Source organism: Capnocytophaga sp. oral taxon 902, assembly GCF_013394735.1.
Classification (GTDB): Bacteria; Bacteroidota; Bacteroidia; order Flavobacteriales; family Flavobacteriaceae; genus Capnocytophaga; species Capnocytophaga ochracea.
This window is the reverse complement of the sequence record NZ_CP058261.1, coordinates 1,265,379-1,287,014: the sequence shown is the minus strand read 5'-3', so window position 1 is coordinate 1,287,014 and position 21,636 is coordinate 1,265,379. Positions and strand designations below refer to the sequence as shown.

At 39.6% G+C, this 21,636-nt stretch carries 22 protein-coding genes and 1 pseudogene; 15 read left to right on the top strand and 8 right to left on the bottom strand.

The features are described from left to right. Positions 1-188: 188 nt before the first annotated feature. The 9 genes and pseudogenes from HW278_RS05475 (at position 189) to recA (ending at position 9,390) form a co-directional block, all read left to right on the top strand. Entirely contained in the window at positions 189-383 is a 195-nt protein-coding gene (locus tag HW278_RS05475) for a hypothetical protein (RefSeq protein ID WP_053581309.1), read from the top strand. Beyond that, entirely contained in the window at positions 362-667 is a 306-nt protein-coding gene (locus tag HW278_RS05470; RefSeq protein WP_053581308.1) for a type II toxin-antitoxin system RelE/ParE family toxin, read from the top strand. Before HW278_RS05475 ends, HW278_RS05470 begins: the two co-directional genes overlap by 22 nt. A gap of 20 nt (positions 668-687) precedes the next feature. Then, positions 688-2,813: pseudogene (locus HW278_RS05465) on the top strand (prolyl oligopeptidase family serine peptidase). Between the two features lie 276 nt (positions 2,814-3,089). Then, entirely contained in the window at positions 3,090-4,466 is a 1,377-nt protein-coding gene (gldK, locus tag HW278_RS05460; protein WP_002674370.1) for a gliding motility lipoprotein GldK, read from the top strand. A 58-nt stretch (positions 4,467-4,524) separates the two neighbouring features. Next, complete coding sequence (gene gldL / locus HW278_RS05455; RefSeq protein WP_002674368.1) at positions 4,525-5,190, top strand: gliding motility protein GldL; 666 nt, start codon at positions 4,525-4,527, stop codon at positions 5,188-5,190. 36 nt (positions 5,191-5,226) lie between these two features. Then, positions 5,227-6,807, top strand: a complete 1,581-nt coding sequence (gene gldM / locus HW278_RS05450; RefSeq protein WP_111972092.1) for a gliding motility protein GldM — start codon at positions 5,227-5,229, stop codon at positions 6,805-6,807. 14 nt (positions 6,808-6,821) lie between these two features. After that, the gene (gene gldN, locus HW278_RS05445; protein WP_009410502.1) at positions 6,822-7,721 is read left to right on the top strand and encodes a gliding motility protein GldN; all 900 of its coding nucleotides are present in this window, start codon (positions 6,822-6,824) and stop codon (positions 7,719-7,721) included. A gap of 105 nt (positions 7,722-7,826) precedes the next feature. Continuing rightward, positions 7,827-8,153 (top strand): nucleotide pyrophosphohydrolase, encoded by a 327-nt coding sequence (locus HW278_RS05440; RefSeq protein ID WP_002674362.1) that lies wholly within the window; start codon positions 7,827-7,829, stop codon positions 8,151-8,153. Between the two features lie 67 nt (positions 8,154-8,220). Next, positions 8,221-9,390, top strand: a complete 1,170-nt coding sequence (gene recA, locus HW278_RS05435; RefSeq protein WP_178977169.1) for a recombinase RecA — start codon at positions 8,221-8,223, stop codon at positions 9,388-9,390. 74 nt (positions 9,391-9,464) lie between these two features. Here recA and HW278_RS05430 read toward each other — a convergent pair whose 3' ends face one another. From HW278_RS05430 to HW278_RS05395, 8 genes are all read right to left on the bottom strand, one after another. Beyond that, the gene (locus HW278_RS05430) at positions 9,465-10,130 is read right to left on the bottom strand and encodes a DUF4377 domain-containing protein (protein WP_178977168.1); all 666 of its coding nucleotides are present in this window, start codon (positions 10,128-10,130) and stop codon (positions 9,465-9,467) included. A gap of 66 nt (positions 10,131-10,196) precedes the next feature. After that, a complete protein-coding gene (locus tag HW278_RS05425) occupies positions 10,197-10,691 on the bottom strand; it encodes a TlpA family protein disulfide reductase (RefSeq protein WP_009418499.1) in 495 nt (164 codons plus the stop codon). 108 nt (positions 10,692-10,799) lie between these two features. After that, entirely contained in the window at positions 10,800-11,699 is a 900-nt protein-coding gene (gene cysD / locus HW278_RS05420; protein ID WP_002674358.1) for a sulfate adenylyltransferase subunit CysD, read from the bottom strand. Between the two features lie 170 nt (positions 11,700-11,869). After that, positions 11,870-12,013, bottom strand: a complete 144-nt coding sequence (locus HW278_RS12495; protein WP_255493796.1) for a hypothetical protein — start codon at positions 12,011-12,013, stop codon at positions 11,870-11,872. After that, entirely contained in the window at positions 12,003-12,239 is a 237-nt protein-coding gene (locus tag HW278_RS05410) for a hypothetical protein (RefSeq protein ID WP_009420581.1), read from the bottom strand. Before HW278_RS05410 ends, HW278_RS12495 begins: the two co-directional genes overlap by 11 nt. Positions 12,240-12,244: 5 nt before the next feature. Next, a complete protein-coding gene (locus HW278_RS05405; RefSeq protein WP_178977167.1) occupies positions 12,245-12,673 on the bottom strand; it encodes an energy transducer TonB in 429 nt (142 codons plus the stop codon). A gap of 697 nt (positions 12,674-13,370) precedes the next feature. Further along, positions 13,371-15,689, bottom strand: a complete 2,319-nt coding sequence (locus tag HW278_RS05400; protein ID WP_178977166.1) for an outer membrane beta-barrel protein — start codon at positions 15,687-15,689, stop codon at positions 13,371-13,373. 322 nt (positions 15,690-16,011) lie between these two features. Continuing rightward, positions 16,012-16,962 carry a PhoH family protein gene (locus tag HW278_RS05395; protein WP_178977165.1) on the bottom strand — a complete coding sequence of 317 codons (951 nt, stop codon included), beginning with the start codon at positions 16,960-16,962 and terminating at the stop codon, positions 16,012-16,014. Positions 16,963-17,917: 955 nt separating this feature from the next. Between HW278_RS05395 and HW278_RS05390 the strand changes: the two genes are divergently transcribed. The 6 genes from HW278_RS05390 (at position 17,918) to HW278_RS05365 (ending at position 21,636) form a co-directional block, all read left to right on the top strand. Then, on the top strand, positions 17,918-19,048 hold the full coding sequence (locus HW278_RS05390; RefSeq protein WP_178977164.1) for a DUF4434 domain-containing protein: 1,131 nt from the start codon (positions 17,918-17,920) through the stop codon (positions 19,046-19,048). Between the two features lie 21 nt (positions 19,049-19,069). Continuing rightward, complete coding sequence (gene rpiB, locus HW278_RS05385) at positions 19,070-19,492, top strand: ribose 5-phosphate isomerase B (RefSeq protein WP_178977163.1); 423 nt, start codon at positions 19,070-19,072, stop codon at positions 19,490-19,492. A gap of 210 nt (positions 19,493-19,702) precedes the next feature. Beyond that, the gene (locus tag HW278_RS05380) at positions 19,703-19,957 is read left to right on the top strand and encodes a hypothetical protein (RefSeq protein WP_034576002.1); all 255 of its coding nucleotides are present in this window, start codon (positions 19,703-19,705) and stop codon (positions 19,955-19,957) included. Further along, on the top strand, positions 19,944-20,252 hold the full coding sequence (locus tag HW278_RS05375; RefSeq protein ID WP_034542772.1) for a type II toxin-antitoxin system YafQ family toxin: 309 nt from the start codon (positions 19,944-19,946) through the stop codon (positions 20,250-20,252). The genes HW278_RS05380 and HW278_RS05375 overlap by 14 nt, the downstream gene beginning before the upstream one ends. 85 nt (positions 20,253-20,337) lie before the next feature. Further along, positions 20,338-21,078 (top strand): ThiF family adenylyltransferase, encoded by a 741-nt coding sequence (locus tag HW278_RS05370; protein WP_178977162.1) that lies wholly within the window; start codon positions 20,338-20,340, stop codon positions 21,076-21,078. Between the two features lie 264 nt (positions 21,079-21,342). After that, a complete protein-coding gene (locus HW278_RS05365) occupies positions 21,343-21,636 on the top strand; it encodes a hypothetical protein (RefSeq protein ID WP_002674144.1) in 294 nt (97 codons plus the stop codon).

Sequence of the window (21,636 nt, the reverse complement as noted above, 5' to 3'; positions counted from 1 at the left end):
TTATAACTAAATAAGAATATGGGGTGTTTTAAAAATAGCAATATTTTTAGGCACCCTTTTTTAGTTAAGAGTGAAAAGTACGGCGTTTGCATTTAAAGACCTAACCTCTCATTCCCCCTCAGACCCCGTAGCACTATCGTATTGTAAAACGCACTAAATAGAAGTAATACTTAGAATTATTTTGAAAAATGGGAACAGAAGTTTTAACAAAAAAATCTTATACCCCTACCCCTGAAATAGAAGGAAAGGTAGAAAAACTTACAGAGGAAGAACGTCAAAGAATAGAATGGGCTCTCAAGGAAGAAGCCTTAGGCTTAGTTGTTTCTAATGAAGAAGTAATGCGAGAAGCAAGAGAATTGTTATGCCAACGAAAAAGAAAATAAATTGGACGCATACTGCAAAAATTGAGTTCAACGAAGAGATAATTTATTGGATAGATGAAAAAGAAAATTATGCTTATGCCGAAAGAATTATAAATGAAACTGAAAAGGCACTATCTTTTATAGCAGAAAATCCATATAGTTGTACTCCAACAGACTATGAGAATATCCGCAAAGTATTTGTGCTAAATCGGTACATCATATTCTTTAAGATAAATCAAGAGGATATAAGAATATTATATTTCTTTAATAAAGACGACAACCCTAAGAAGATAAAACTATATTAGTTTAATAAAAGTAATTGAATATGAAACACAAGTTATTTCCTGCAGCACTACTTCTTTTAGTAGCCTGCAACCAAAACCCTAACAACACTAACGACGAAAAGATGAACTATCCTCAAACACGTATGGATAATACCGTCGACACTTACTTTGGCATTCAGGTGGCTGACCCTTACCGTTGGCTCGAAGACGACCGTTCTGCTGAAACCGCTCAGTGGGTAAAAGCCCAAAACGATTTTACGTTTGGTTATCTCTCTAAAATACCTTATCGACAAGCAATAAAAGAGAAACTCGAAAAACTCTGGAACTATGAGAAACTGAGCGCTCCTTTTACCGAAGGTGATTATACCTATTATTACAAGAACGATGGCTTACAAAACCAATCGGTGCTCTATCGCAAAGATAAAGAAGGCAAAGAAGAAATTTTCTTAAATCCGAATACTTTTTCTAAGGACGGAACAACTTCATTAGGAGACATCGCTTTCTCCGAAGATGGTTCGTTAGTAGCTTATCTCATTTCAGAAGGCGGTAGCGATTGGCGTAAAGGGATAGTGCTCGATACGAAAACTAAAAAGGCAATAGGTGATACCTTAGTAGATATAAAATTTAGTAGTATCGCGTGGAAAGGCAATGAAGGCTTCTTCTATTCCAGCTACGACAAACCCAAAGGGAGTGAACTATCAGCAAAAACTGACCAACACAAACTTTATTATCACAAACTCGGCACGTCTCAAAAGAGTGATAAGCTCATTTTTGGTGGCACACCAGCTGAGAAATATCGTTATGTGTCGGGCACAGTATCCAATGACGGGAAATATCTGTTCATTTCGGTTGCCAATGCGACCTCAGGTAATAAACTATTTGTAAAAGATTTATCTAATCCTAAATCTTCTTTGGTAACTATTACCAACAACTTCGATGGAGATACAAGATTTGTAAATAACCAAGGCACAACGCTCTTTTTAGAAACCAATATCAATGCGCCTAACGGTCGCTTAGTGAAAGTAGACATTAAAAATCCACAGCCAGAGCATTGGCAAGATGTTATTCCTGAAACCAAGAATGTGCTCAGTATTACTACCGCAGGCAAATATCTATTTGCCAAATATATGGTAGATGCTCTTTCTCAGGTAAAACAATACGACTACGAGGGGAAACTCATTCGCGAAGTGAAGCTCCCCAGTATAGGTAGTGCGGGAGGTTTTTATGCTAAAAAAGATGAAACACACACCTATTTTAGTTTCACCAATTACGCATATCCTACCCAAATATACAAAATGGATTTGGCAACAGGAGCTACTGAACTCTATTGGAAACCCGCTATTGCTTTCGATGCCACTCACTACGAATCTAAGCAAGTATTTTATACTTCTAAAGACGGCACTAAAATACCAATGATGATTACCTATAAAAAAGGAATCAAACTCAACGGTAAAAATCCTACCTTATTATATGGATATGGAGGATTCAACATCAGTTTGATGCCTACATTCGGTGTTGCCAATGCGGTGTGGTTGGAACTCGGGGGGTATATGCTGTTCCTAACTTACGCGGAGGGGGGGAATATGGTAAACAATGGCACGATGCAGGCACTAAGATGCAAAAGCAAAACGTGTTCGACGATTTTATAGCAGCTGCTGAATATCTTATAAAAGAGAAATACACCTCTCCCCAATACCTTGCTATCAGAGGAGGCTCTAACGGAGGACTCTTGGTAGGAGCCACTATGTTACAACGCCCCGACCTGTTTAAGGTAGCTTTACCCGCAGTAGGCGTGCTCGATATGTTGCGTTATCACACTTTTACTGCAGGAGCGGGCTGGGCTTATGATTATGGTACATCTGATGATAGCAAAGAAATGTTTGAATACTTAAAAGCCTATTCACCCTTACACAATGTAAAACAAGGAGTAGCTTATCCTGCTACCCTTATAACAACAGGAGACCACGACGATAGAGTAGTACCTGCTCACAGTTTTAAGTTTGCTGCGGAATTGCAAGCAAAACAAACGGGCAACAACCCTATTCTTATACGAATAGAGACCAATGCAGGACACGGAGCAGGGACACCAGTGAGCAAAACTATAGAGCAAAACGCCGATTTGCAAGCATTCACTCTTTGGAATATGGGGATTAAAACACTCCGATAAAGAGTAGGAGAGAGGAAAAAGGAAAATAGCTTCGTAACAATATTACACAGCTTTTTATACTATTTAGTAGCCAAAAGTGTTTACAAAAGAAGTATTAAATAGGGTAAAAAGTAAACTCATTCTTTTACTTTTTTTTTACATTTCAAGGGGTAAAAGGGGTTAAAATGTAAAAATAGTGTTAAAGTTTGTAGGTTATTGAAAAATATTGTTGAATAAATTTTGTGTGTATAAAATAAATGCGTACGTTTGCGCCCTAATTAAATGTGAATTTAAACAATGTTTATGGCAAGAAGAATATTTGTAATGCTACTTGTACTATTAGTACTAGCTGCGTGTAAGCGTGGCGGTGGCGACAGCAAAGGAGAGCTTGTAGGTGTTAAGGGGAAGAGCTGGAAACAGCCCGCTCCTTACGGTATGACGCTTATTCCGAGTGGTTCTTTCATTATGGGTAGTTCCGATGATGATAAAACTGCGAGTTTTAACGCACCAGTGAAAACTGTGAGCGTGGGGTCGTTCTATATGGACGAAACCGAAATCACAAATAGTGAGTATCGCCAGTTCGTGAATTGGGTTCGCGATTCAATTATCCGTACTCAGTTAGCTGAAATGGCGGAACAAACCGGTCAGACCCAAGGTAGTGGAGGTATCGGTGAATACGCATACTTAGATGCGAACACCGAGAAGATGAATGCTTATCAGCAGTATCTTCAAAACACATATGGCGACCAAAAAGCACGAAAATTGAACAAGAAAGTAGCACTTATTTGGGACACTAATAAATTCCCAGATGAATACTACTCGGAAGTAATGGACAAAATGTATTTGCCCGAAGAAGAAGCTTACAACGGCAAACGCATTATGGACGTTCAGAAGTTCGAGTTTAAATATCAATGGCTTGATATGGATAAAGCCGCTCGTACTCGCGGTAACCGTAAAGACTTCATCAAAGAGGAAATCGTGAAAGTATATCCTGATACTACTGTATGGATTCGCGACTTCAACTATTCTTATAACGAGCCAATGCACAACGACTATTTTTGGCACGAAGCCTATGGCGACTATCCTGTGGTAGGCGTTAGCTGGATTCAAGCCAAAGCCTTCTGTGAATGGCGTACTCTTAACAAAAACTCTTATCAAAAATCAAAAGGTGATTACACAGTAAACTCTTTCCGTTTGCCAATTGAATCGGAATGGGAATACGCAGCACGTGGTGGTCTGCCAGGAGGTACTTATCCTTGGGGAGGTCCTTATACCTATGATGATAGAGCTTGTTTTCTTGCAAACTTTAAACCAATGCGTGGTGACTATGCTGTTGATAATGCACTCTATACCGTAGAAGCTAAGTCGTACGAACCTAATGGTTACAACCTCTACAATATGGCAGGTAACGTATCAGAATGGACAAACACCTCATATGACCCCAATTCATATGAATATATGTCTACAATGAATCCTAACGTACTTGATGACAAGAATCACCGTAAAGTAATACGTGGAGGTTCTTGGAAAGACGTTGCCTTTATGTTGCAAGTAAATACTCGTGATTATGAGTACCAAGACTCAGCCCGTAGTTATATAGGGTTCCGTACCGTACAAGATTTTATGGGTATCAGCGACAAACAACAGGCTAAATCAGCAAGAGGATACAGATAGAATTAAAAGAAAAATCAAACAAATTAACTAATAAATTTAACAAATAAAAAAAAGTCTTATGGCAGGAAGTAGATCAACAAAGAAATTGTTTAATATGGTTTATGGTATAGGTGCCTCAGTTGTAATTATCGGTGCCTTAGCCAAAATTTTGCACGTGGATATCTTAGGTATCAGCGGTGGCGTATTGTTAGCAGTAGGGATGGGAACAGAAGCATTCGTCTTCTTCTTCTCAGCTTTTGAACCAATAGATGAAGAGTTCGATTGGTCATTGGTTTATCCTGAGCTAAAAGGAGGTGCTCCATCAGGACGCCAAGGAGCTTTGGCTTTACAGTCAGGAGAAGATAAGATTCTTAGAGAATCATTATCACAAAAATTAGATGGTATTTTAGCAGAGGCTCGTATTGATGCGAATATGATGCGTTCATTGGGAAGATCTATTGAAAACTTCGCAGAAGCAAGTAAAGAAATCGCTCCAGTGGCTAATACAATGGTGGCTACTCACAAATATGGTGAAGAGCTTTCAGCAGCAGCATCAAATTTAGAGTCATTAAACAGCCTTTACAAATTACAATTAGAAAGAACAGAAAGACAAGTATCTGCACAAGCAGGTGTTGTTGATAACTTAGATTCATTAAATCAGCAAATGCTTACGTTTAAAGACAACTTAAGATCTTTGAACACTATCTATGGAGGAATGTTATCTGCAATGGGCGGCGCACGATAAGAGTAATTATTTATTAACTTATTAAAAAAATAGCTTATGGCAGGTGGAAAATTAAGTCCAAGACAGAAGATGATTAACCTGATGTACTTAGTATTCCTTGCGATGATCGCATTGAATATGGGCAAGCAAGTACTAGATGCATTCGGGTTAGTGAATCAAAAGTTTGAATCATCAAACAAAAGAGCTAATGAAGGCACATCTAATGCTTTAGCCGAATTAGCAAATAAAGCAAATGAGAATCAAGCTCAATATGGTGAGATATATGAACAATCCAAACAAATAAAGGAACTATCAGATGGATTGTACAGCTATATCCAAGATATTAAAACCAAAGTAGAAGATGTAATTGGTCAAAAAGACATTCCTGTAAATCAAAGAAACTATCAGGCAATGGATCAGTCAGATTTTACTGACAATTATTTCTTTGCTGAGGGAGCACAAGCTAAAGCTCACGCAAGTGAATTCATTGAAAAAATGAAAACCTATCGCGAAGGAGTATTAAAAGTATTGGGAGATAATCCAGCTTATAAAGCTTTAGCCGATAAAGTAAGCGTAAACTTTAATACTGACGACGTAAAAGATAGAGAAGGTAGAACTGTAAAATGGTTACACTTTAACTTTGAAGGGTTCCCTTATATTGCAACTTTAGCAAAACTCTCAATGATGCAGTCAGACATCTTAACTACTCAACAAGAATTTTTCGATACTGCTTTGGCAGGTAGCTTGAAATCACAAGTTTCAATGACTAACTATACAACTTTACTTGAGCAAAGTAAAGGAGCGTATTACCAAGGTGAGAAATTCGATGGTTCTATCGTATTGGGTAGAAAAGACGCTACTACACGTCCTAATGAAGTAGACATCGCTATCGACGGTAGAAAGTTAGGAACAAGTGAATACACCATTGAAGATGGTCGTGTGAAATTAAACATTTCAGCAGGTAATACAGGTGACCACAAAATCACAGGTAACTTGTACTTCGACCAAGACGGAAAACGTATTGCTGTACCTGTAGCACAATCTTTCTCTGTAATTCCTAAACCAAACTCAGCAGTTATTTCAGCTGATAAGATGAACGTAGTGTATCGTGGTGTTGCTAACCCTATCACTATCTCTATGCCTGGTGTTCCTGATAACAAAATTTCAGCATCAGCACCTGGTTTATCTAAAGCGAGTGGTAGTGGTGCTTGGGTAATGCGTCCAGGACAAGGTAGAGAAGTTACTATTCACGTAACAGGTGAGCTTGCAGGACAAAAATTCAGCTCTTCTAAAATGTTCCGTATTAAAAATATCCCACGTGCTGTAACCAGCTTGGGCGGACAAATTGGAAACGCTAAATTACCAAAAGCAAACGTATCTGTAATGCCAGTGATGGCTGTTTTGGAAGACTTCGACTTCGACTTGAAACTACAAGTAAATGAATTTAAAGTGTTCATTCCAGGACAACCAAGTGTATACGTGAAAGGTAGCAGAATGAACGAACAAGCAAGAGCAGCTGTTCTAAGAGCTAAACGTGGTGATAAAATTCAGATATTTGACGTGAAAGCAAGTATCATCGGTAACTCTGAGCTCAGATTGCCTCCTGTATCACCAATCGTAGTTGAAATAACAAACTAAGACAAACCATTATTATACACGTAAAAAATATAATATTATTATTGCTTTCAGTATTTGCATTTCAGCTCTCCAAAGCTCAGGTAAACATCTTAAACGCAAAAGTAGCAAGCGAAATAGGTGTTAAATCTGAAGCGCGAATAGAAGCTGATAATGACAAACCACTACCTTATGGCTATGTGGACGACCGCGATATCCTTTGGTCAGTAGAGGTATGGGAAGTAATCGACCTCAACGAAAGAGCTAACTTTCCTCTCCTTTTCCCTACTGATACCTTGGAAATAGATGCTTATCGTCGCTCATTGTATGATGTACTTTTAAAGAACATCAAAAATGGCAAAATTCAAGACATCTATGTAGATTCTTATTTTACTCAAACAAAAACAGCAGAGTCAATAGAAGCATCACTATCAAAGGTAGATACTTTAGATGTAGGCTATGAGCAACTTAACGCAGGTGAAGCTCTTTCTCCTGAATATGTAACTCATAGAAACTTAGAGTCTGCAGATATCGCTCAGTACCACATCAGAGGTATTTGGTATTTCGACAAACGCCAAGGTGAATTAAAATATCGTTTGCTCGCGTTAGCTCCTGTAGCTCCCGACGTAAACTTTATAGATTCTGATGACTCTACTATGTCGGCATTAGTACCTCTATTCTGGGTATTCTATCCGCAAGTACGCGATATTTTGCACGAAGCGAAAACCTTTAATAGGAAGAATGATGCTCGCCCTGTCTCTTTCGACCACGTTTTAAATGCACGAATGTTCAGTTCCGTGATATTTAAAGAAGCGAATGTATACGGCGACAGAAAAATCAAGGAATTCCTTCCTGATAATGCACTCTTCCAATTGTTAGAAGCTGACAAAATTAAAGAGAAAATTCGCGACAGAGAGCAAGATATGTGGACAAACTAATTTTAAATTCACAGAAATATTCTTTAAACTGCTTTGAAAGAGCGTTGCTATCAAAAGCAATGCTCTTTTAAAGCAGTTTTTTAATAGAAAATAAATTTGTAAACTATGGATATCAAGAATGCACAATTAGCAGTTGATAATTGGATAAAAGAACACGGTGTTCGCTATTTTAATGAACTTACCAATATGGCACAGCTCACTGAGGAAGTAGGAGAGGTTGCCCGTATTATAGCTCGCCGTTATGGAGAACAGTCCGAGAAAGAAAGTGATAAAAACAAAGATTTAGGCGAAGAACTCGCCGATGTAGTATTTGTAGTACTTTGCTTAGCCAATCAAACAGGGATTGACTTGCAAGAGGCTTTCGATAAGAAGATGCTAAAAAAAACACAACGTGACCACGACCGTCATCATAATAATGAAAAACTAAAATAATTACGCTACATTATTGTATTTATCATTAGATTTTGTATCTTTGCCCTATTAAAACAAGTAGTATAAAATGGCTAAAACAACAAAAGATAACAAGGAAATGAGTGTAGAAGAGGCTAAAAAACAAGCTCTAAAACTCACCTTAGAAAAATTAGACAAAACCTATGGCAAAGGAACTGTGCGTGCCTTAGGCGATAATCCTGTCGAAGACGTAGAAGTTTACTCTACGGGTTCTATCGGGCTCGATGCCGCTTTAGGCGTTGGTGGATACCCTAAAGGACGCGTGATCGAAATTTATGGGCCTGAATCTTCTGGTAAAACCACCCTTACACTGCACGCTATCGCCGAAGTACAAAAAGCTAAAGGGACAGCTGCTTTTATCGATGCTGAACACGCTTTCGACCCTGTTTACGCACAACGCTTAGGTGTAGATGTTAAAAATCTATTGATTACTCAGCCTGACAGTGGTGAACAAGCCCTTGAAATTGCCGATGCTCTTATTCGTTCCAATGCAGTAGACCTCGTAGTAATCGACTCGGTGGCTGCACTTACTCCCAAAGGTGAGATTGATGGCGAAATGGGAGACTCTAAAATGGGGCTTCACGCCCGACTAATGTCTCAGGCTTTACGCAAAATCACCGGTAGTATTAGCAAAGCAAAATGTATCGTTATTTTCATCAATCAGTTGCGTGATAAAATAGGTATTACTTTTGGGAATCCCGAAACTACTACAGGAGGTAATGCACTTAAATTTTATGCTTCTGTGCGTATAGATATCCGTAAAGACGGAGGGCCTCAAGGAAGTGCTGCTATTAAGGACAGCAATGGCGAAATCATCGGTAATAAAACCAAGGTGAAAATAGTTAAAAACAAAGTAGCATCGCCTTTTAAAACCGCTACTTTCGATATTATGTTTGGCTTAGGCATCTCTAAGTCTGCTGAACTTCTTGAGTTAGGCGTTGAGGCTGATATCGTAGATAAAAGCGGTGCTTTTTATAGCTATAAAGGCACCCGATTAGGTCAAGGACGTGATGCCTCTATTGCAATGCTTAACGACAATCCAGAAATAGCTGAACAAATAGAAGTAGAACTACGCGAATGGCTTAAACACAATGAACTCTCTTCTAATCCTAAAAAAGGTAAAAAGAGTACTAAGGCTAAAGATAAAAAGGCAGTAGAACCTGAGTATTCTGAAGAGGAATACGATGAAGCCGATACCTATGACGAAGAAGAAGATTAGTTAAACACCAATATAATTGAGAAAGGCTGTGCAGAGCGTTCTGCACAGCCTTTCTTTTTTAATAATTGAAACAACTATTTCTTTGCAAAAGTAAGGAGTACGCCTCCTTGTTTATCGGTAAACAACAGTTGGTCTCCTTTTAGTTGGTATTGTCTTACCTTTTGCATAGCCATACCAAAAGCATCAGCAACCTCCATTTTTTCTCCACAAAGCATTAGTGTAGAAGCTAAATCACCAAATACAAGTTCTTTATCGGTGAGGGTTTTAATACTTCCCATAAAGGTATTACAGCTGTCAGAGCCGTTCACCTTCATTTCACTGATATTGAGTTTTAATGTAGGCTGTGCCTCAGGGGTGATAACCATTCCTCCCATACTCACCAGTTTCCATTCGCCTTGCAAATCAAACCGAGAGTCTTTCACCTTTTCTATTTCGCGCACCAAAGTATAAGCAATATTTGGTGCACCGGCGGAGACGTCTTTCAGCGGTTTTTCGCTTACTTCTATCTTCTTAAAGTAGCCTTCTTCAAAGGTAAAACCTTCAATAGGAGCACAAAAAGCCTCCCATTGTGCTTTACTTAAATTATCACCTTTGTACACTTGCAAGCATTGCATTTTGCCAGCCCCTGCACTGCTTTCTACCTGGGAGCTATTTACCCAATATACCGCTTGGGTATTGGTAGAGCAACTCCCCAATCCTATTGCTACGCTCAGTAGCATCATAAACTTGATTTTCTTCATTGCAAATATTTTATATATTTTTTTAACGTCAGTTTAATATAACAAAAAACGCCCGTCGCGCTCCGACTATTTGATGTATTTCTTCAGCGTTTTCATTAAATCATTAGCTCTTAGGTTATCTCCTTGCGACAATAAGTTTCCTTCCGGGTCTATAAGAAAAGGCGCAGGGATACTCGTTACCCCATATTTCTCAGCGGTTTTGCCATCGTTGTCCCACACATTATGCCACACCATTCCTTCTATTTTGATAGCGTCCTGCCAAGCGTCTTTATCCTTAGGTCTATCTATCGATACTGATAGAATTACAAAATTCTTCCCTTTGAACTCTTTATACGCTTGTTTGAGGTATTTGTTTTCCTTCTTGCAAGGCATACACCACGAAGCCCAAAAGTCTACTAGCACATATTTACCACGTAACGAAGATAACGCTAACTTTTCACCATTAGGCTGTGGTAAGTTAATTTCAGGTACAAGGTTATGGCGTTGTAACGCTTGTGCAAAGGATTCCGCAGTTGCCAAAAAGAAAAGTGCTAAGGCTGTAAATAAAAATCTTTTTCTCATTCGTAATCTTGTTTTTTAGTTATTGTCTTTGGTCATACAAAAACCTGACCAAAGTCGTAGCACGACAAGCAATTCTCCATATCAGAATTAACCACTAACTACTAATCATTAAAAATATCCTCCTTTTTTACGGTCTTCCATTGCTGCTTCCGTTACTTTGTCGTCTATGCGGGTCTCACCGCGTTCCGAAATACGTGAAGCAGTAATCTCATTCACCACCTCTTCAAGAGTCGCTGCATTGCTCTCTACGGCAGCAGTACAGGTCATATCACCTACCGTGCGATAGCGCACACGCTTGTTTAGGATAGTATCGTTTTCATCTATCTGGATAAAAGGCGACACTGCAATAAGTCTACCTTCGTACTCAATCACCTCGCGATTGTGCGCAAAATAGATAGAAGGAAGTGCTATTTTTTCTTGCTGAATATAATTCCATACGTCTAATTCCGTCCAGTTCGAGATAGGAAACACCCGCACGTTTTCGCCTTTCTGTATCCGACCGTTGTAGATGTTCCACAGCTCCGGACGTTGCAACTTAGGGTCCCACTGACCAAATTCGTCTCTTACTGAAAAGAAGCGCTCTTTGGCACGTGCTTTCTCTTCATCTCTACGCGCCCCTCCTATGCAGGCGTCGAAGTGAAATTCCTCAATAGTGTCTAATAAAGTGTGCGTTTGCAACCAGTTACGAGAAGCAAACTTACCTTTGGGCTCGGTAAGTCCTTTCGCTTTAATGGTGTCTTCTACTTGTCGCACAATCAGTTCCGCACCTATGCGTTTAGCAAGGGCATCGCGATATTCAAGAGCTTCGGGGAAGTTATGACCCGTGTCGATATGTACCAAAGGGAAAGGAATCTTCATAGGAGCAAAGGCTTTCATTGCCAAGTGCACCAAGGTAATAGAGTCCTTACCACCACTAAAAAGCAAGGCAGGACGCTCAAACTGCGCCGCTACTTCGCGCATTATGTAAATACTTTCAGCTTCTAATTGTTTTAAATGTTCTTTATTCACGATTGTTATTCTTTGTATCTTACTTTCCTGCTTGTATGCAGAATATTTATCACTGTTATTGTTGTTGTTTTTCTTTTAGGCGTAACTTTTATCACATAATAAATCCCATAAGGGAATACTTTGGTAAAACACACTCTGATTTCCCTATATCTTTTAGTAAACATATAAGGCTAATCTTTTATGTATTCAAAACATTTATCTATCTCTTGGAAGAAGCGGTTAGCTAATTTTTCATCAATATCAGTATAATAATCTAATATCTTTGATAGATTTTTTTCAGCTCTTTTTCCTACTCTAAATGTGTCAGAAGCCATATTTCTGTTTAAATTTTAGTTTTAAAACCTCCCAGTCTTCTGCTTCACCAGTTTCTTCAAATTCTTTTAAGCTTTCATCTAAAATCTCTTTATGCCATTCTGGAATCTCTTGAGTATTACTTAAATCAGCCTTCTCAAAACGCCATTCATTATAGGTTTCCATAGGAATAACAGCTAAAATGTCATTCCCTTCAGAATCTTTTATGTATTGTGCAGTTGTGTTCATAATTACTAATCTTTTAATCTGAAATTAATAGGATACTTATAATAGCAATCCACAGCCTCCCCTTTGATATTCTTAGCTGGATACATAGGTGGAAAGTTCTTAAACAGGCCTATCGCAGCCTTTTCCAATATAGGGTCGCCTCCTTCAGCCCCTTTAATTTTTAGAACCCCTTGCTTATCAATCACTATATCAAGCACCACTTGCCCTTGTACGCCCCATTTCAGAGCTTTCTCAGGATATTCAAAGTGCATTACTACCCAATAGTCCAAACATTCTTTCACCGTCCTATCTACCATTTTTCTTGCTGAGGTATCAAATATACTACAATAAGGAAGCTTTACGGGTATTAATAAAGCGTCTTCTTTTTCTTGTGCTTGTACACTCAAACAACCTATTAACAAGGATAGTACAGTGAGTAAATATATTGTTTTCATCAGTCTCGCTCATTTTGTTCCTCATAGTCATCAACAGGTAATGAGAAACATCGCTTGTGCTCCCACTCTTCGAGAAAATGCTAATAATAGTAACGTTAGCAAAAATAGTATTATGATAACTAACGTAACTTAGAAAGCACAAAGGTAGTATATTTTTTTTGATTTCAAAAATATACTACCTTTTAACAATTGTTTTCTGCTTTTTTCTTCTTTTCCGTCGCTACATTCCCCCTTTGAAGGAAATCCACATCACCACTCGTCATTCGTCTCTCGTCATTCGTCATTTCTTCCCTTTTCCGTCATACTTCCCCCTATTGCCTATGCCCTAAGGCCTATCACCTATTCCCTTTTCTTTCGCCTCGAAACCCCGATTTTTCCATTTTTTGTATCGCTGTATTATATTATGAGTCAATCACTTATATACCCTTTCTATACCAATCGTCCAAGATTCGTATAAGCTTCCTATAAGCTCTCTATAAGCTAACCCCACCCTTCTTACAGCCTTTTTTCATCAAAAACCCTACTTCCCTTCTTCCGAACTTTTCCGTTTCCTTTCGAACACTCCTAACAGTCCCAACTATCGCTTTTTCATCTCAAACTTTGTCCAAGTTTCAAACTTGGGCAATGTTGAATAAACTAACAATCCTCATTTTCCCATTTCCTCATTCTCTAATTTCCTCATTCTCTCATTTTCTCATTACAAGCGGTTTTTCTCTTCTTCTCCCGCACCTTGTCCTTTATACTTGCTTTGGGTGGTATTGAAATTGTAACTCAGTCCTACTTTAAAACTTATATTGCTGTAATTCTGAGCAGTACTATTGCTAATGTAAGGATTTTGTACGCGTGTGTGCTCATTGAGACCGTTATAAGGGTCGGAAATTACGGTATACACCGTAAGCGATTGGTGGAAGAACATACGGGCTACCCCTACGACTATTCCGCTCATATCCTTGTAGGCGTAGACTTCTCGGTTTGAACCTTTGTTCATATAAATAAACATCGCCAAGATTAACCAATTTTCAGTAGGAGTAATTTGGTTCATCATTTCTACCATAAATCTACCTTCATTGGTGTAAAACACATTGTTAGCAAAAGGTTTTTTATAAGTGAGCGTAAGTTTAGGCATCCATTTACCTATTTGGGTTTGTGCATTGAGCACACATTTCAGTTCGCTAAAATCGTCGTAATTGCGAAGGGTTTTCTCAACGGCATCGGGATTGATGCTTGAGAGTTGGTAATCGGAATAGATACCTTTGTGAATATTCGAATAACTTACCGAAGCCGAAATAGGACCATAAGTAGCCAAGGCATTCCATTCATCAGTAAGCTGAGGCACAATATATGGGTTTCCGCGATTGTACAAGAAAGGAGAACTATAAGTGTTGTAATCGCTGAGCTCATAAAAAGCTGGGCGTTTGATTTTGCGTGCATAACTAAAGGTCAGTTGAGTTTTATTCCAAGGGAATGCGATAGAAATATTGGGCAACCAATCGCGGTAGGTCTTGCTTTTTACGGGACTTTTTTGTCCGTTTTCGTAATAACCAAAGTCGGCGTACTCGTAACGCGTACCGAGTTTCAAATTCACTTTTTTAATAGGGTAAGAGAAACTCACAAAACCAGCCGAACGCGTTTCGGTATTCTTAATATCCGAAGCCGAAAGCACATTATCTGTATAGTCCTCAGTGCGATGCAGGTCGCTCACCTCTACGCCATAGTTTATAGCGCCCTTGCCAAGGGTTTGCAAGAAAGTAGTTTTGAGTCCCCACCAATCGGAAGCAGCGTCGGAATGGGTGTGCACGTTACGAGAGGTAGCACTTAGGAGGTTGCGCTCCACAACATCGGAAGTGTTATCGGAACGCTGACCGATATAATCTACATCGGTTTGCAGTTTCAGTTTATCGGTGAGTTTACCTTCGTAATAGGCATTAATGCCTAACTTTTTATCTTGGCTAAAGCGGTCGTATTCATTGAGCCCTTTGGCAGTAAGGAGGTTATTTTTGAACGTAGCGGTTTCTTGGGTGCTAAACCTGTGTCCTACCCAAGGTTCTACACTCCCTCTCACACTTGCGCCTATGGAATGTTTGTCCGAAATCTCGTGAGCTACCCCTATTTTAGCATTTATTCCTTTGGCATTACTCCTGTTAGTTTCGTCGCTTGTTACCCGCCAATCATTGCTCTGGGTATGCACTTGCAAATCCTGATAAAGGTCGAAATTTTTCTTGTTGAAGTTGTTGAAGTTGCCTATAGTAGTAAACCAGTCGGTTTTGCCTTTGCGGTAGTTGAGACTAAGCCAAGTAGTTATCATAGCTCCTTTTTTTAACACATAGTTTTCATTTTCAACCGACCCACTCAGTCCATCACCTTGTTTCTTTTTCAGTTTGATATAGATTACCGCACCCACCGTATTGTCGTGTTCTGCACCAGGTTGGGTTTCCAGCTCTATGCTCTCAATATCTTTGGGCGATAGCTGATTCACCTCATCTAAATTGCGCACCCTGCGGTTATCGATGTAGAAGATAGGATTGCCTTTGCCAAACACCTCATAACCTCCACCGGTGTAGGAAGTGCTCACCCCAGGCAAGAAGTTGATAAGCATTTCGGCTTTGGGGAGGTTCTGCAAGGTCGATTGCGCCACATTGGTACTGATGCGCGTACCCTTCTGTTCTAATATCGGGCGATGAGCTGTTAGCACGACTTCTCCTAACTGATTGGTAGCAGGAGTCAAAACAATGGTGCCCAAGTTGCTCCCCGAGGGCGTAAACACCACCGTTTGATATTCCAAATGCGTAATTTTGATAACCACCTTTTTACCCTCAGCGGCATTGGGTAGTTCAAAAACACCTCGCTGATTGCTTATTGCCCCTTTTACGAGGGTAGAGTCGGGGAGAGTCATTAGGAGTACATTGGCAGCACTCACAGGCTTTTTTTCAGTATTCAACAAGGTTCCTTTAAAAGAAGATTGTGCAAAGCCATTTACCGTTACTGCCAATAGCAGTGATAGAATAATCTTTTTCATTGTTTGTATGGTTTTTGGTTACTAAATGTAAACTAATTAATTTCACGGCGCAAAGATATAACAAATAAAAGTATTATGCAATACAAAGTACCATAAAAATAGCGTTATGATATCATTATTTTTTCATTACGCTGATTATCAATTATCTTTTCTTGATTATTTTTTAAAGAAGAAAGCTAATATCTTTCACTTTCTGCTCTATAAACGAAGAATTTTCAAAAAGGTTGGAATAAGAAGTAAAAAACTTTGCCAAAGGTCGTAGCACGACAAGCTACATCAAACTTCAAAGTTTATACTGCAAAAAATGCTTGTCGTGCTACGTCTATTCGTTGTTCTCAATCGTCTTATAAGCCTCTATAATACTGCGTACCAGTGGGTGACGCACAACATCTCTGTCGTCTAAGTGAAGAAAGGCGATACCCCGTACTTTTTGAAGGATAAGCATTGCTTCTTTAAGTCCAGAAGATACTTTGCGGGGTAGGTCTATTTGTCCAGGGTCGCCAGTAATCATAAACTTGGCATTGCGCCCCATACGGGTGAGAAACATCTTCATTTGGGCGTGGGTGGTGTTCTGTGCCTCGTCAAGGATTACAAAGGCGTTGTCTAAGGTGCGTCCGCGCATAAAGGCAAGAGGCGCAATCTCTATGATTCCTGCCTCAATAAAGGCGTTGAGTTTTTCGTGCGGAATCATATCGCGCAAGGCATCATAGAGGGGTTGCATATAGGGGTCGAGTTTCTCTTTGAGGTCACCAGGAAGAAAGCCGAGATTCTCGCCTGCTTCTACTGCCGGACGAGTGAGGATAATCCTACGCACTTGTTTTTCTTTAAGAGCTTTTACGGCTAAGGCAACGCCCACATAGGTCTTACCCGTACCGGCAGGTCCTACGGCAAATACCATATCGTTTTGGTGCATCAGCTCTACTAATTTTACTTGATTGGGGGTTTGCGGACGTATGATTTTGCCATTCACGCCGTGCACAATAACGTCCTCTTCGCGCACTTTTTCGCTCTTCTCAGTATTAGTAGCCGAAAAAATACTATCGATAGTGCGCTCGTCTAAGCGATTGTATTTCGCGCAATAGGCGATGAGCTTTTCCATTTGTTTCTGAAAATCTTTTAGCAAATGTTCTTCGCCAAAGACAATAAGTTTAGACCCCCGTGCTACGATTTTCAGCTTCGGGAAGAGCGTTTTGATGTATTTGATATTATTTTCGTCTTCGCCACAAAACACTTGGGCACTCACGTCAGTAAGTTCTAAGTTTAATTCGTTCACTTTATTTAGTTATCAGTTAAGAGGTATGAGTTAAAAGTTTGGGCAAAGATATGAAAAATTTGTCAATTAGCCAATTTGTTAATAAGCAAATCACTCGTTAGATAAGTCCGCCCCCTCTGCCCTGTCCGACAGCTCTCCCTGAGTCTCTCTCTAATTTACTAATTCTCTCATTTCCTAATTCCCCCTTTTCCATCGCTACATTCCCCCTTTGGAGGTAGCCAGCGACAGCTGGGTATATGCCTCGCGAGAGCGGAGAATGTGATAAGGGGGAGGTTTGTCTTCTTTTCCAGCTTGTCCCCTTCGGGGGTTCGGGGGCTTACCGAATAAATGATTCGCTACATTTTCCCCCTTTGAAGGTAGCCAGCGACAGCTGGGTATGTGTAAAGGGAGAGGTTTCTTTCGCCTCCCCGTCACTACATTCCCCCTTTGAAGGGGGCTAGGGGGGTGTTTCCTCCCTACTGCCTATGGCCTAAGGCCTATCACCTCTTCCCTTTTCTTTCGCCTCGAAACCCCGTTTTTAACATTTTTAGCGCTGTTGTATTATATTATCAATCAACTATTTATATACCCTTTCTATACCAATCGTCCAAGATTCGTATAAGCTTCCTATAAGCTCTCTATAAGCTAACCCCACCCATCTTACAGCTTTTTTTCACCAAAAGACCCCTTAGTCTCCTTCTGAAAAATTCCGTTTCCTTCCGAATACTCCAACCCTCCACATTTTCTCATTCTCTAATCTGCTAATTTGCTAATTTTTCCCCGCCTGTCGTGCTACGACTGCCCGTGCGGCTCGCACCTTTGCCAAAGTTAATCCCCTCCGCTGGCACTTTTCTTGTAGCTCGCACCCCATTTGCTAATTTCCTCATTTCCTAATTCTCTCATTTTCCAATTTTCTCATTTTCCAATTTGCTCATTTCCTAATTACTTCCTACCTTTGCAAAAAATCTTAAATAAGATGAAAAAATTAGTTTTATTTCTCACCATTTTTGGCGCTTTGCTATCATCCTCTTGTAGCAAAAGCAACTCCGATGAACCAACCCCCAACCCCAACAACCCTATTGTCCCCACTCCACAACCCAACCCTAACCCGCAACCTAACCCGCAGCCCAATCCACAACCTAATCCGCCTACCCCTTCCCCTTCCGATAAAAAGATACTTACAGGTACCTTCATACAGCTTTTTGAAAAAGGTGATTGGAGCGAGGCTCAATGGGACAATTTTTTAGGCGAAATTAAAGACTTGGGTATGAACACCCTCATCGTGCAACACATAGGATATATAAATTCTTCTAGTAACCTCACTTGGTTCGATTCAAACAATAACTTTACTATCACCAAAATTAAACCCACCCTACAACGAATCCTTGCCTCAGCTCAGCGTAAAGGCATAGAAGTGCACATAGGCTTGCTCTTTGATGAAAGTTATTGGCAACACCAAACCGATGCGTCGTGGCTACAAACTCAAGCCAATTATTGTATTGCTATTGCCGATGATATCCAACGCCAGTTTGGTACTCACCCAGCCTTCAAAGGGTGGTATATCCCACACGAACCAGAGCCCTATGCTTATAATACCGATGATAAGATAGCCCTTTTCAGAGAGAAATTTATAGACCGCATCTCTAATCGTTTGCACCAGCTGAATAACAAACCCGTTTCAATCGCTGCCTTTTGGAATAGTGCACTTTCGTCTCCCGAACAGTTGCAACACTTTATGGCTGAACTCGCTAAGAGTAATTTAGAAATCATTATGTTACAAGATGGGGTAGGGGCACAACACGTAACCCTCAATCGCCTTGCTGAGTACTACCAAGCGGCTGAGCGCGGACTATTTCAGGAAAACAAAAACTATAAAGGCGTATTTTGGTCAGACCTCGAAACTTTTGCCTCACCTAATGGCCAGGTACCTTTTCATCCCGCCACTTTCGATAGAGTCAAACAACAACTCACTACCGCCTTCTCCATTCCCAAAGTAACCAAAGTAGTATCTTTTGCATATTTTGACGATATGTACACCCAAAGCCCCAATAAAGCCCAAGCCGATGCTCTACGCGAAGCCTACAAACAATATATAAAAAACAAATAACGATAAAATTAACTATAAAAAATGAAAATAGCCATAGGAAACGACCACGCAGGAGTCGATTATAAAAAAGCCATTGTAGCTTTTCTGGAAAGTAAAGGAATAGAAGTACTCAACTGCGGTACCGATACTTCTGAAAGTGTAGACTACCCCGATTTTGGTCACGCCGTAGCCAAAGCCTTAGAAGAAAACAAAGCCGACCTTGGTATTGTGATTTGCGGTAGTGGTAACGGCATTGCAATGACCGCCAATAAGCACCCTCACATCCGCTGTGCAGTTTGCTGGACAAAAGAGCTCTCTGCTCTTGCCCGTGCCCATAACAATGCCAATGTACTGAGCATTCCCGCCCGCTTTACCGCCATTGAACAAGCCGTAGAAATAGCCAATACCTTTCTCAACACCCCTTTTGAAGGCGGTCGCCACGAAAGAAGAGTAAAGAAGATTTAAATCGCATTTGCATCGCTACACTTTGCCAAAGGTACGACTCGCCCCTTTGGCAAAGTTAATTATAATCAATTGCTTTTAGTTATATTGTAGGGGCGATTGGCAAATCGCCTTCACAAAACAGAGCCTCTCAGACAGGCTTTTTTTGAAGAAGTAAATAATACTTTGTTAAATAAAAAAGATTTTATACTTTTGCCAAAAAATAGTAGTATTATGAATACAATCACATTACAAGCAACTATCAATGAAGCTGATTTCCCTACTTTCTTAAGTTTGTTCGAAAAGTTCAAAGTAAAAACCGTTCTTTTGAGTAAAAGAGAAGGGAAAAAAACATATCCTATTGAAACAGCTATTCCTAACGAGGAAACACAGAAAGCTTTTCAGGAAGTGAAAGAAAAAGGTCACCTTATGAAAAGATATAAAGACGTTAGACAGCTTTTTAAAGATATAGATGATGAACAGCTTTGAAGAAGAAGAAATAATTTTTGATGTTGTAGCAACTGTAGCTTTCAAAAAAGACAAAAAAAGATATAGCAAAAGCTCTAAGAAGATTGAAAAAGTTCTTAGTGTAATTGATATTTTACAGAGAAAAGGAGTAGAAGGCATTCCTAATGAAATGAAACCTCATTATTTAAAAGGGCAATATAAAGACTGTTTAGAATGCCATATAGAAGGAGATTTTCTTATTATATGGATACAAGATAATGAAGAAAAAGTAATCTATTTGATGAGGCTTGGAAGTCATTCTGAATTATTTAAGTAGAAAGTGTCCTTGCAGACAAGCACTGTTATCGACACTATAAAAGCGAATTATAAGCCCCTTCCTTTGTGATGGGGCTTTTTTAAATATGAATAATCATTGGTTAGAACGTACAGAGCTTTTAATTAAACAACAAGGTATTACCACTCTGCAAAATGCCCATATCCTCATTACAGGCTTAGGGGGTGTGGGCTCTTATGCTGCCGAATTTGTAACTCGTGCAGGCGTAGGAGCTCTCACTATTGTCGATGCTGATACCGTTTCCCTCTCTAATATCAACCGCCAGTTGCCCGCCCTTCATTCTACGATAGGGCAAGCCAAAACCGAAGTGATGAGAGCACGTCTTTTGGATATCAACCCCGAGCTGAAACTCACCGTCATTCACGAATTCCTCACCCCTGAGCGTGCTTGGGAAATCGTAACGCCCGACTTCGATTATGTTATCGACTGTATCGATAGTATTACCCCTAAGCTGAACCTTATTCTTGCAGCTAAACGCAAACACGTAAAGCTCGTGAGTTGTATGGGCGCCGGAGGTGCTACCGATGTTTCCCAAATAAAAGTAACCGACCTGATGAAAACGTATAACTGTCCGTTGGCAAAGTTTATTCGCAAACGACTCAAAAACGAGCGTATTCACTCAGGTATAAAAGCCGTATTCTCTTCCGAAATAGTTTCCAAGGACTCTATGCAACGCACCGAAGGTCTCGACTATAAAAAGTCTTTCTATGGTACCATTAGCTTTATGCCAGCCGCTTTTGGGTTACACGCTGCTGCTACTGCGGTAAATTACCTATTAGCAAAACAACAAAATAAAGAAGAGCTTTAATTTAATATCAGTTCGTTATAACATAACACTGATTATTAGTCTCTTTTGTTAAAACTAAGCAAAGAAAATCATCAACTTATAATACAATCAAGTGATTTTCATTTATAACAACGCTGAGGTATGACTTTCTTTAAAACTTAAAAGTCCTTTTTTATGTTGATTATGAAAATCTTACATTTCTCAGTTTCATTTATTTTCTAAAAAAATTGCTTTTTTTAAAAAGAAAGCGTATTTTTGCCCCAAATATACAAAGTTCGCTGTTTGATGAGTGATTTAAAAAAGTTGGTAGCGTTATTAGAAGAGAAAGCCATTGTCTTACAGAGCAAATTCAATAGTCTTAGGGAAGAAAATGGCAAGCTAAAACAAACCATTGAAGAACTTCGCAGTGAGAAACAGTCGCTTGAAAGCACTATCACTACACTGAAAGAGAAGAACGAAACACTCGCCATAGCCAACCGTATATTAGGCAGTAAAGATAATAAAAGAGAAACCAAATTGAAGCTCAATACACTCATTCGCGAAATCGATGCGTGTATCACTCAGCTCACTAAACAATAG

What these genes read in the sequence shown, in the direction of transcription:
- HW278_RS05390 (WP_178977164.1), top strand. Translation starts at nt 17,918, where the DNA reads ATGAAAAAATTAGTTTTATTTCTCACCATTTTTGGCGCTTTGCTATCA.
- HW278_RS05430 (WP_178977168.1), bottom strand. Translation starts at nt 10,130, where the DNA reads ATGAAGAAAATCAAGTTTATGATGCTACTGAGCGTAGCAATAGGATTG.
- gldL (WP_002674368.1), top strand. Translation starts at nt 4,525, where the DNA reads ATGGCAGGAAGTAGATCAACAAAGAAATTGTTTAATATGGTTTATGGT.
- HW278_RS05365 (WP_002674144.1), top strand. Translation starts at nt 21,343, where the DNA reads ATGAGTGATTTAAAAAAGTTGGTAGCGTTATTAGAAGAGAAAGCCATT.
- HW278_RS05380 (WP_034576002.1), top strand. Translation starts at nt 19,703, where the DNA reads ATGAATACAATCACATTACAAGCAACTATCAATGAAGCTGATTTCCCT.
- HW278_RS05425 (WP_009418499.1), bottom strand. Translation starts at nt 10,691, where the DNA reads ATGAGAAAAAGATTTTTATTTACAGCCTTAGCACTTTTCTTTTTGGCA.
- HW278_RS05410 (WP_009420581.1), bottom strand. Translation starts at nt 12,239, where the DNA reads ATGAACACAACTGCACAATACATAAAAGATTCTGAAGGGAATGACATT.
- HW278_RS05470 (WP_053581308.1), top strand. Translation starts at nt 362, where the DNA reads ATGCCAACGAAAAAGAAAATAAATTGGACGCATACTGCAAAAATTGAG.
- rpiB (WP_178977163.1), top strand. Translation starts at nt 19,070, where the DNA reads ATGAAAATAGCCATAGGAAACGACCACGCAGGAGTCGATTATAAAAAA.
- gldM (WP_111972092.1), top strand. Translation starts at nt 5,227, where the DNA reads ATGGCAGGTGGAAAATTAAGTCCAAGACAGAAGATGATTAACCTGATG.
- HW278_RS05440 (WP_002674362.1), top strand. Translation starts at nt 7,827, where the DNA reads ATGGATATCAAGAATGCACAATTAGCAGTTGATAATTGGATAAAAGAA.
- HW278_RS05400 (WP_178977166.1), bottom strand. Translation starts at nt 15,689, where the DNA reads ATGAAAAAGATTATTCTATCACTGCTATTGGCAGTAACGGTAAATGGC.
- HW278_RS12495 (WP_255493796.1), bottom strand. Translation starts at nt 12,013, where the DNA reads ATGGCTTCTGACACATTTAGAGTAGGAAAAAGAGCTGAAAAAAATCTA.
- HW278_RS05475 (WP_053581309.1), top strand. Translation starts at nt 189, where the DNA reads ATGGGAACAGAAGTTTTAACAAAAAAATCTTATACCCCTACCCCTGAA.
- HW278_RS05375 (WP_034542772.1), top strand. Translation starts at nt 19,944, where the DNA reads ATGAACAGCTTTGAAGAAGAAGAAATAATTTTTGATGTTGTAGCAACT.
- gldK (WP_002674370.1), top strand. Translation starts at nt 3,090, where the DNA reads ATGTTTATGGCAAGAAGAATATTTGTAATGCTACTTGTACTATTAGTA.
- HW278_RS05370 (WP_178977162.1), top strand. Translation starts at nt 20,338, where the DNA reads ATGAATAATCATTGGTTAGAACGTACAGAGCTTTTAATTAAACAACAA.
- HW278_RS05405 (WP_178977167.1), bottom strand. Translation starts at nt 12,673, where the DNA reads ATGAAAACAATATATTTACTCACTGTACTATCCTTGTTAATAGGTTGT.
- recA (WP_178977169.1), top strand. Translation starts at nt 8,221, where the DNA reads ATGGCTAAAACAACAAAAGATAACAAGGAAATGAGTGTAGAAGAGGCT.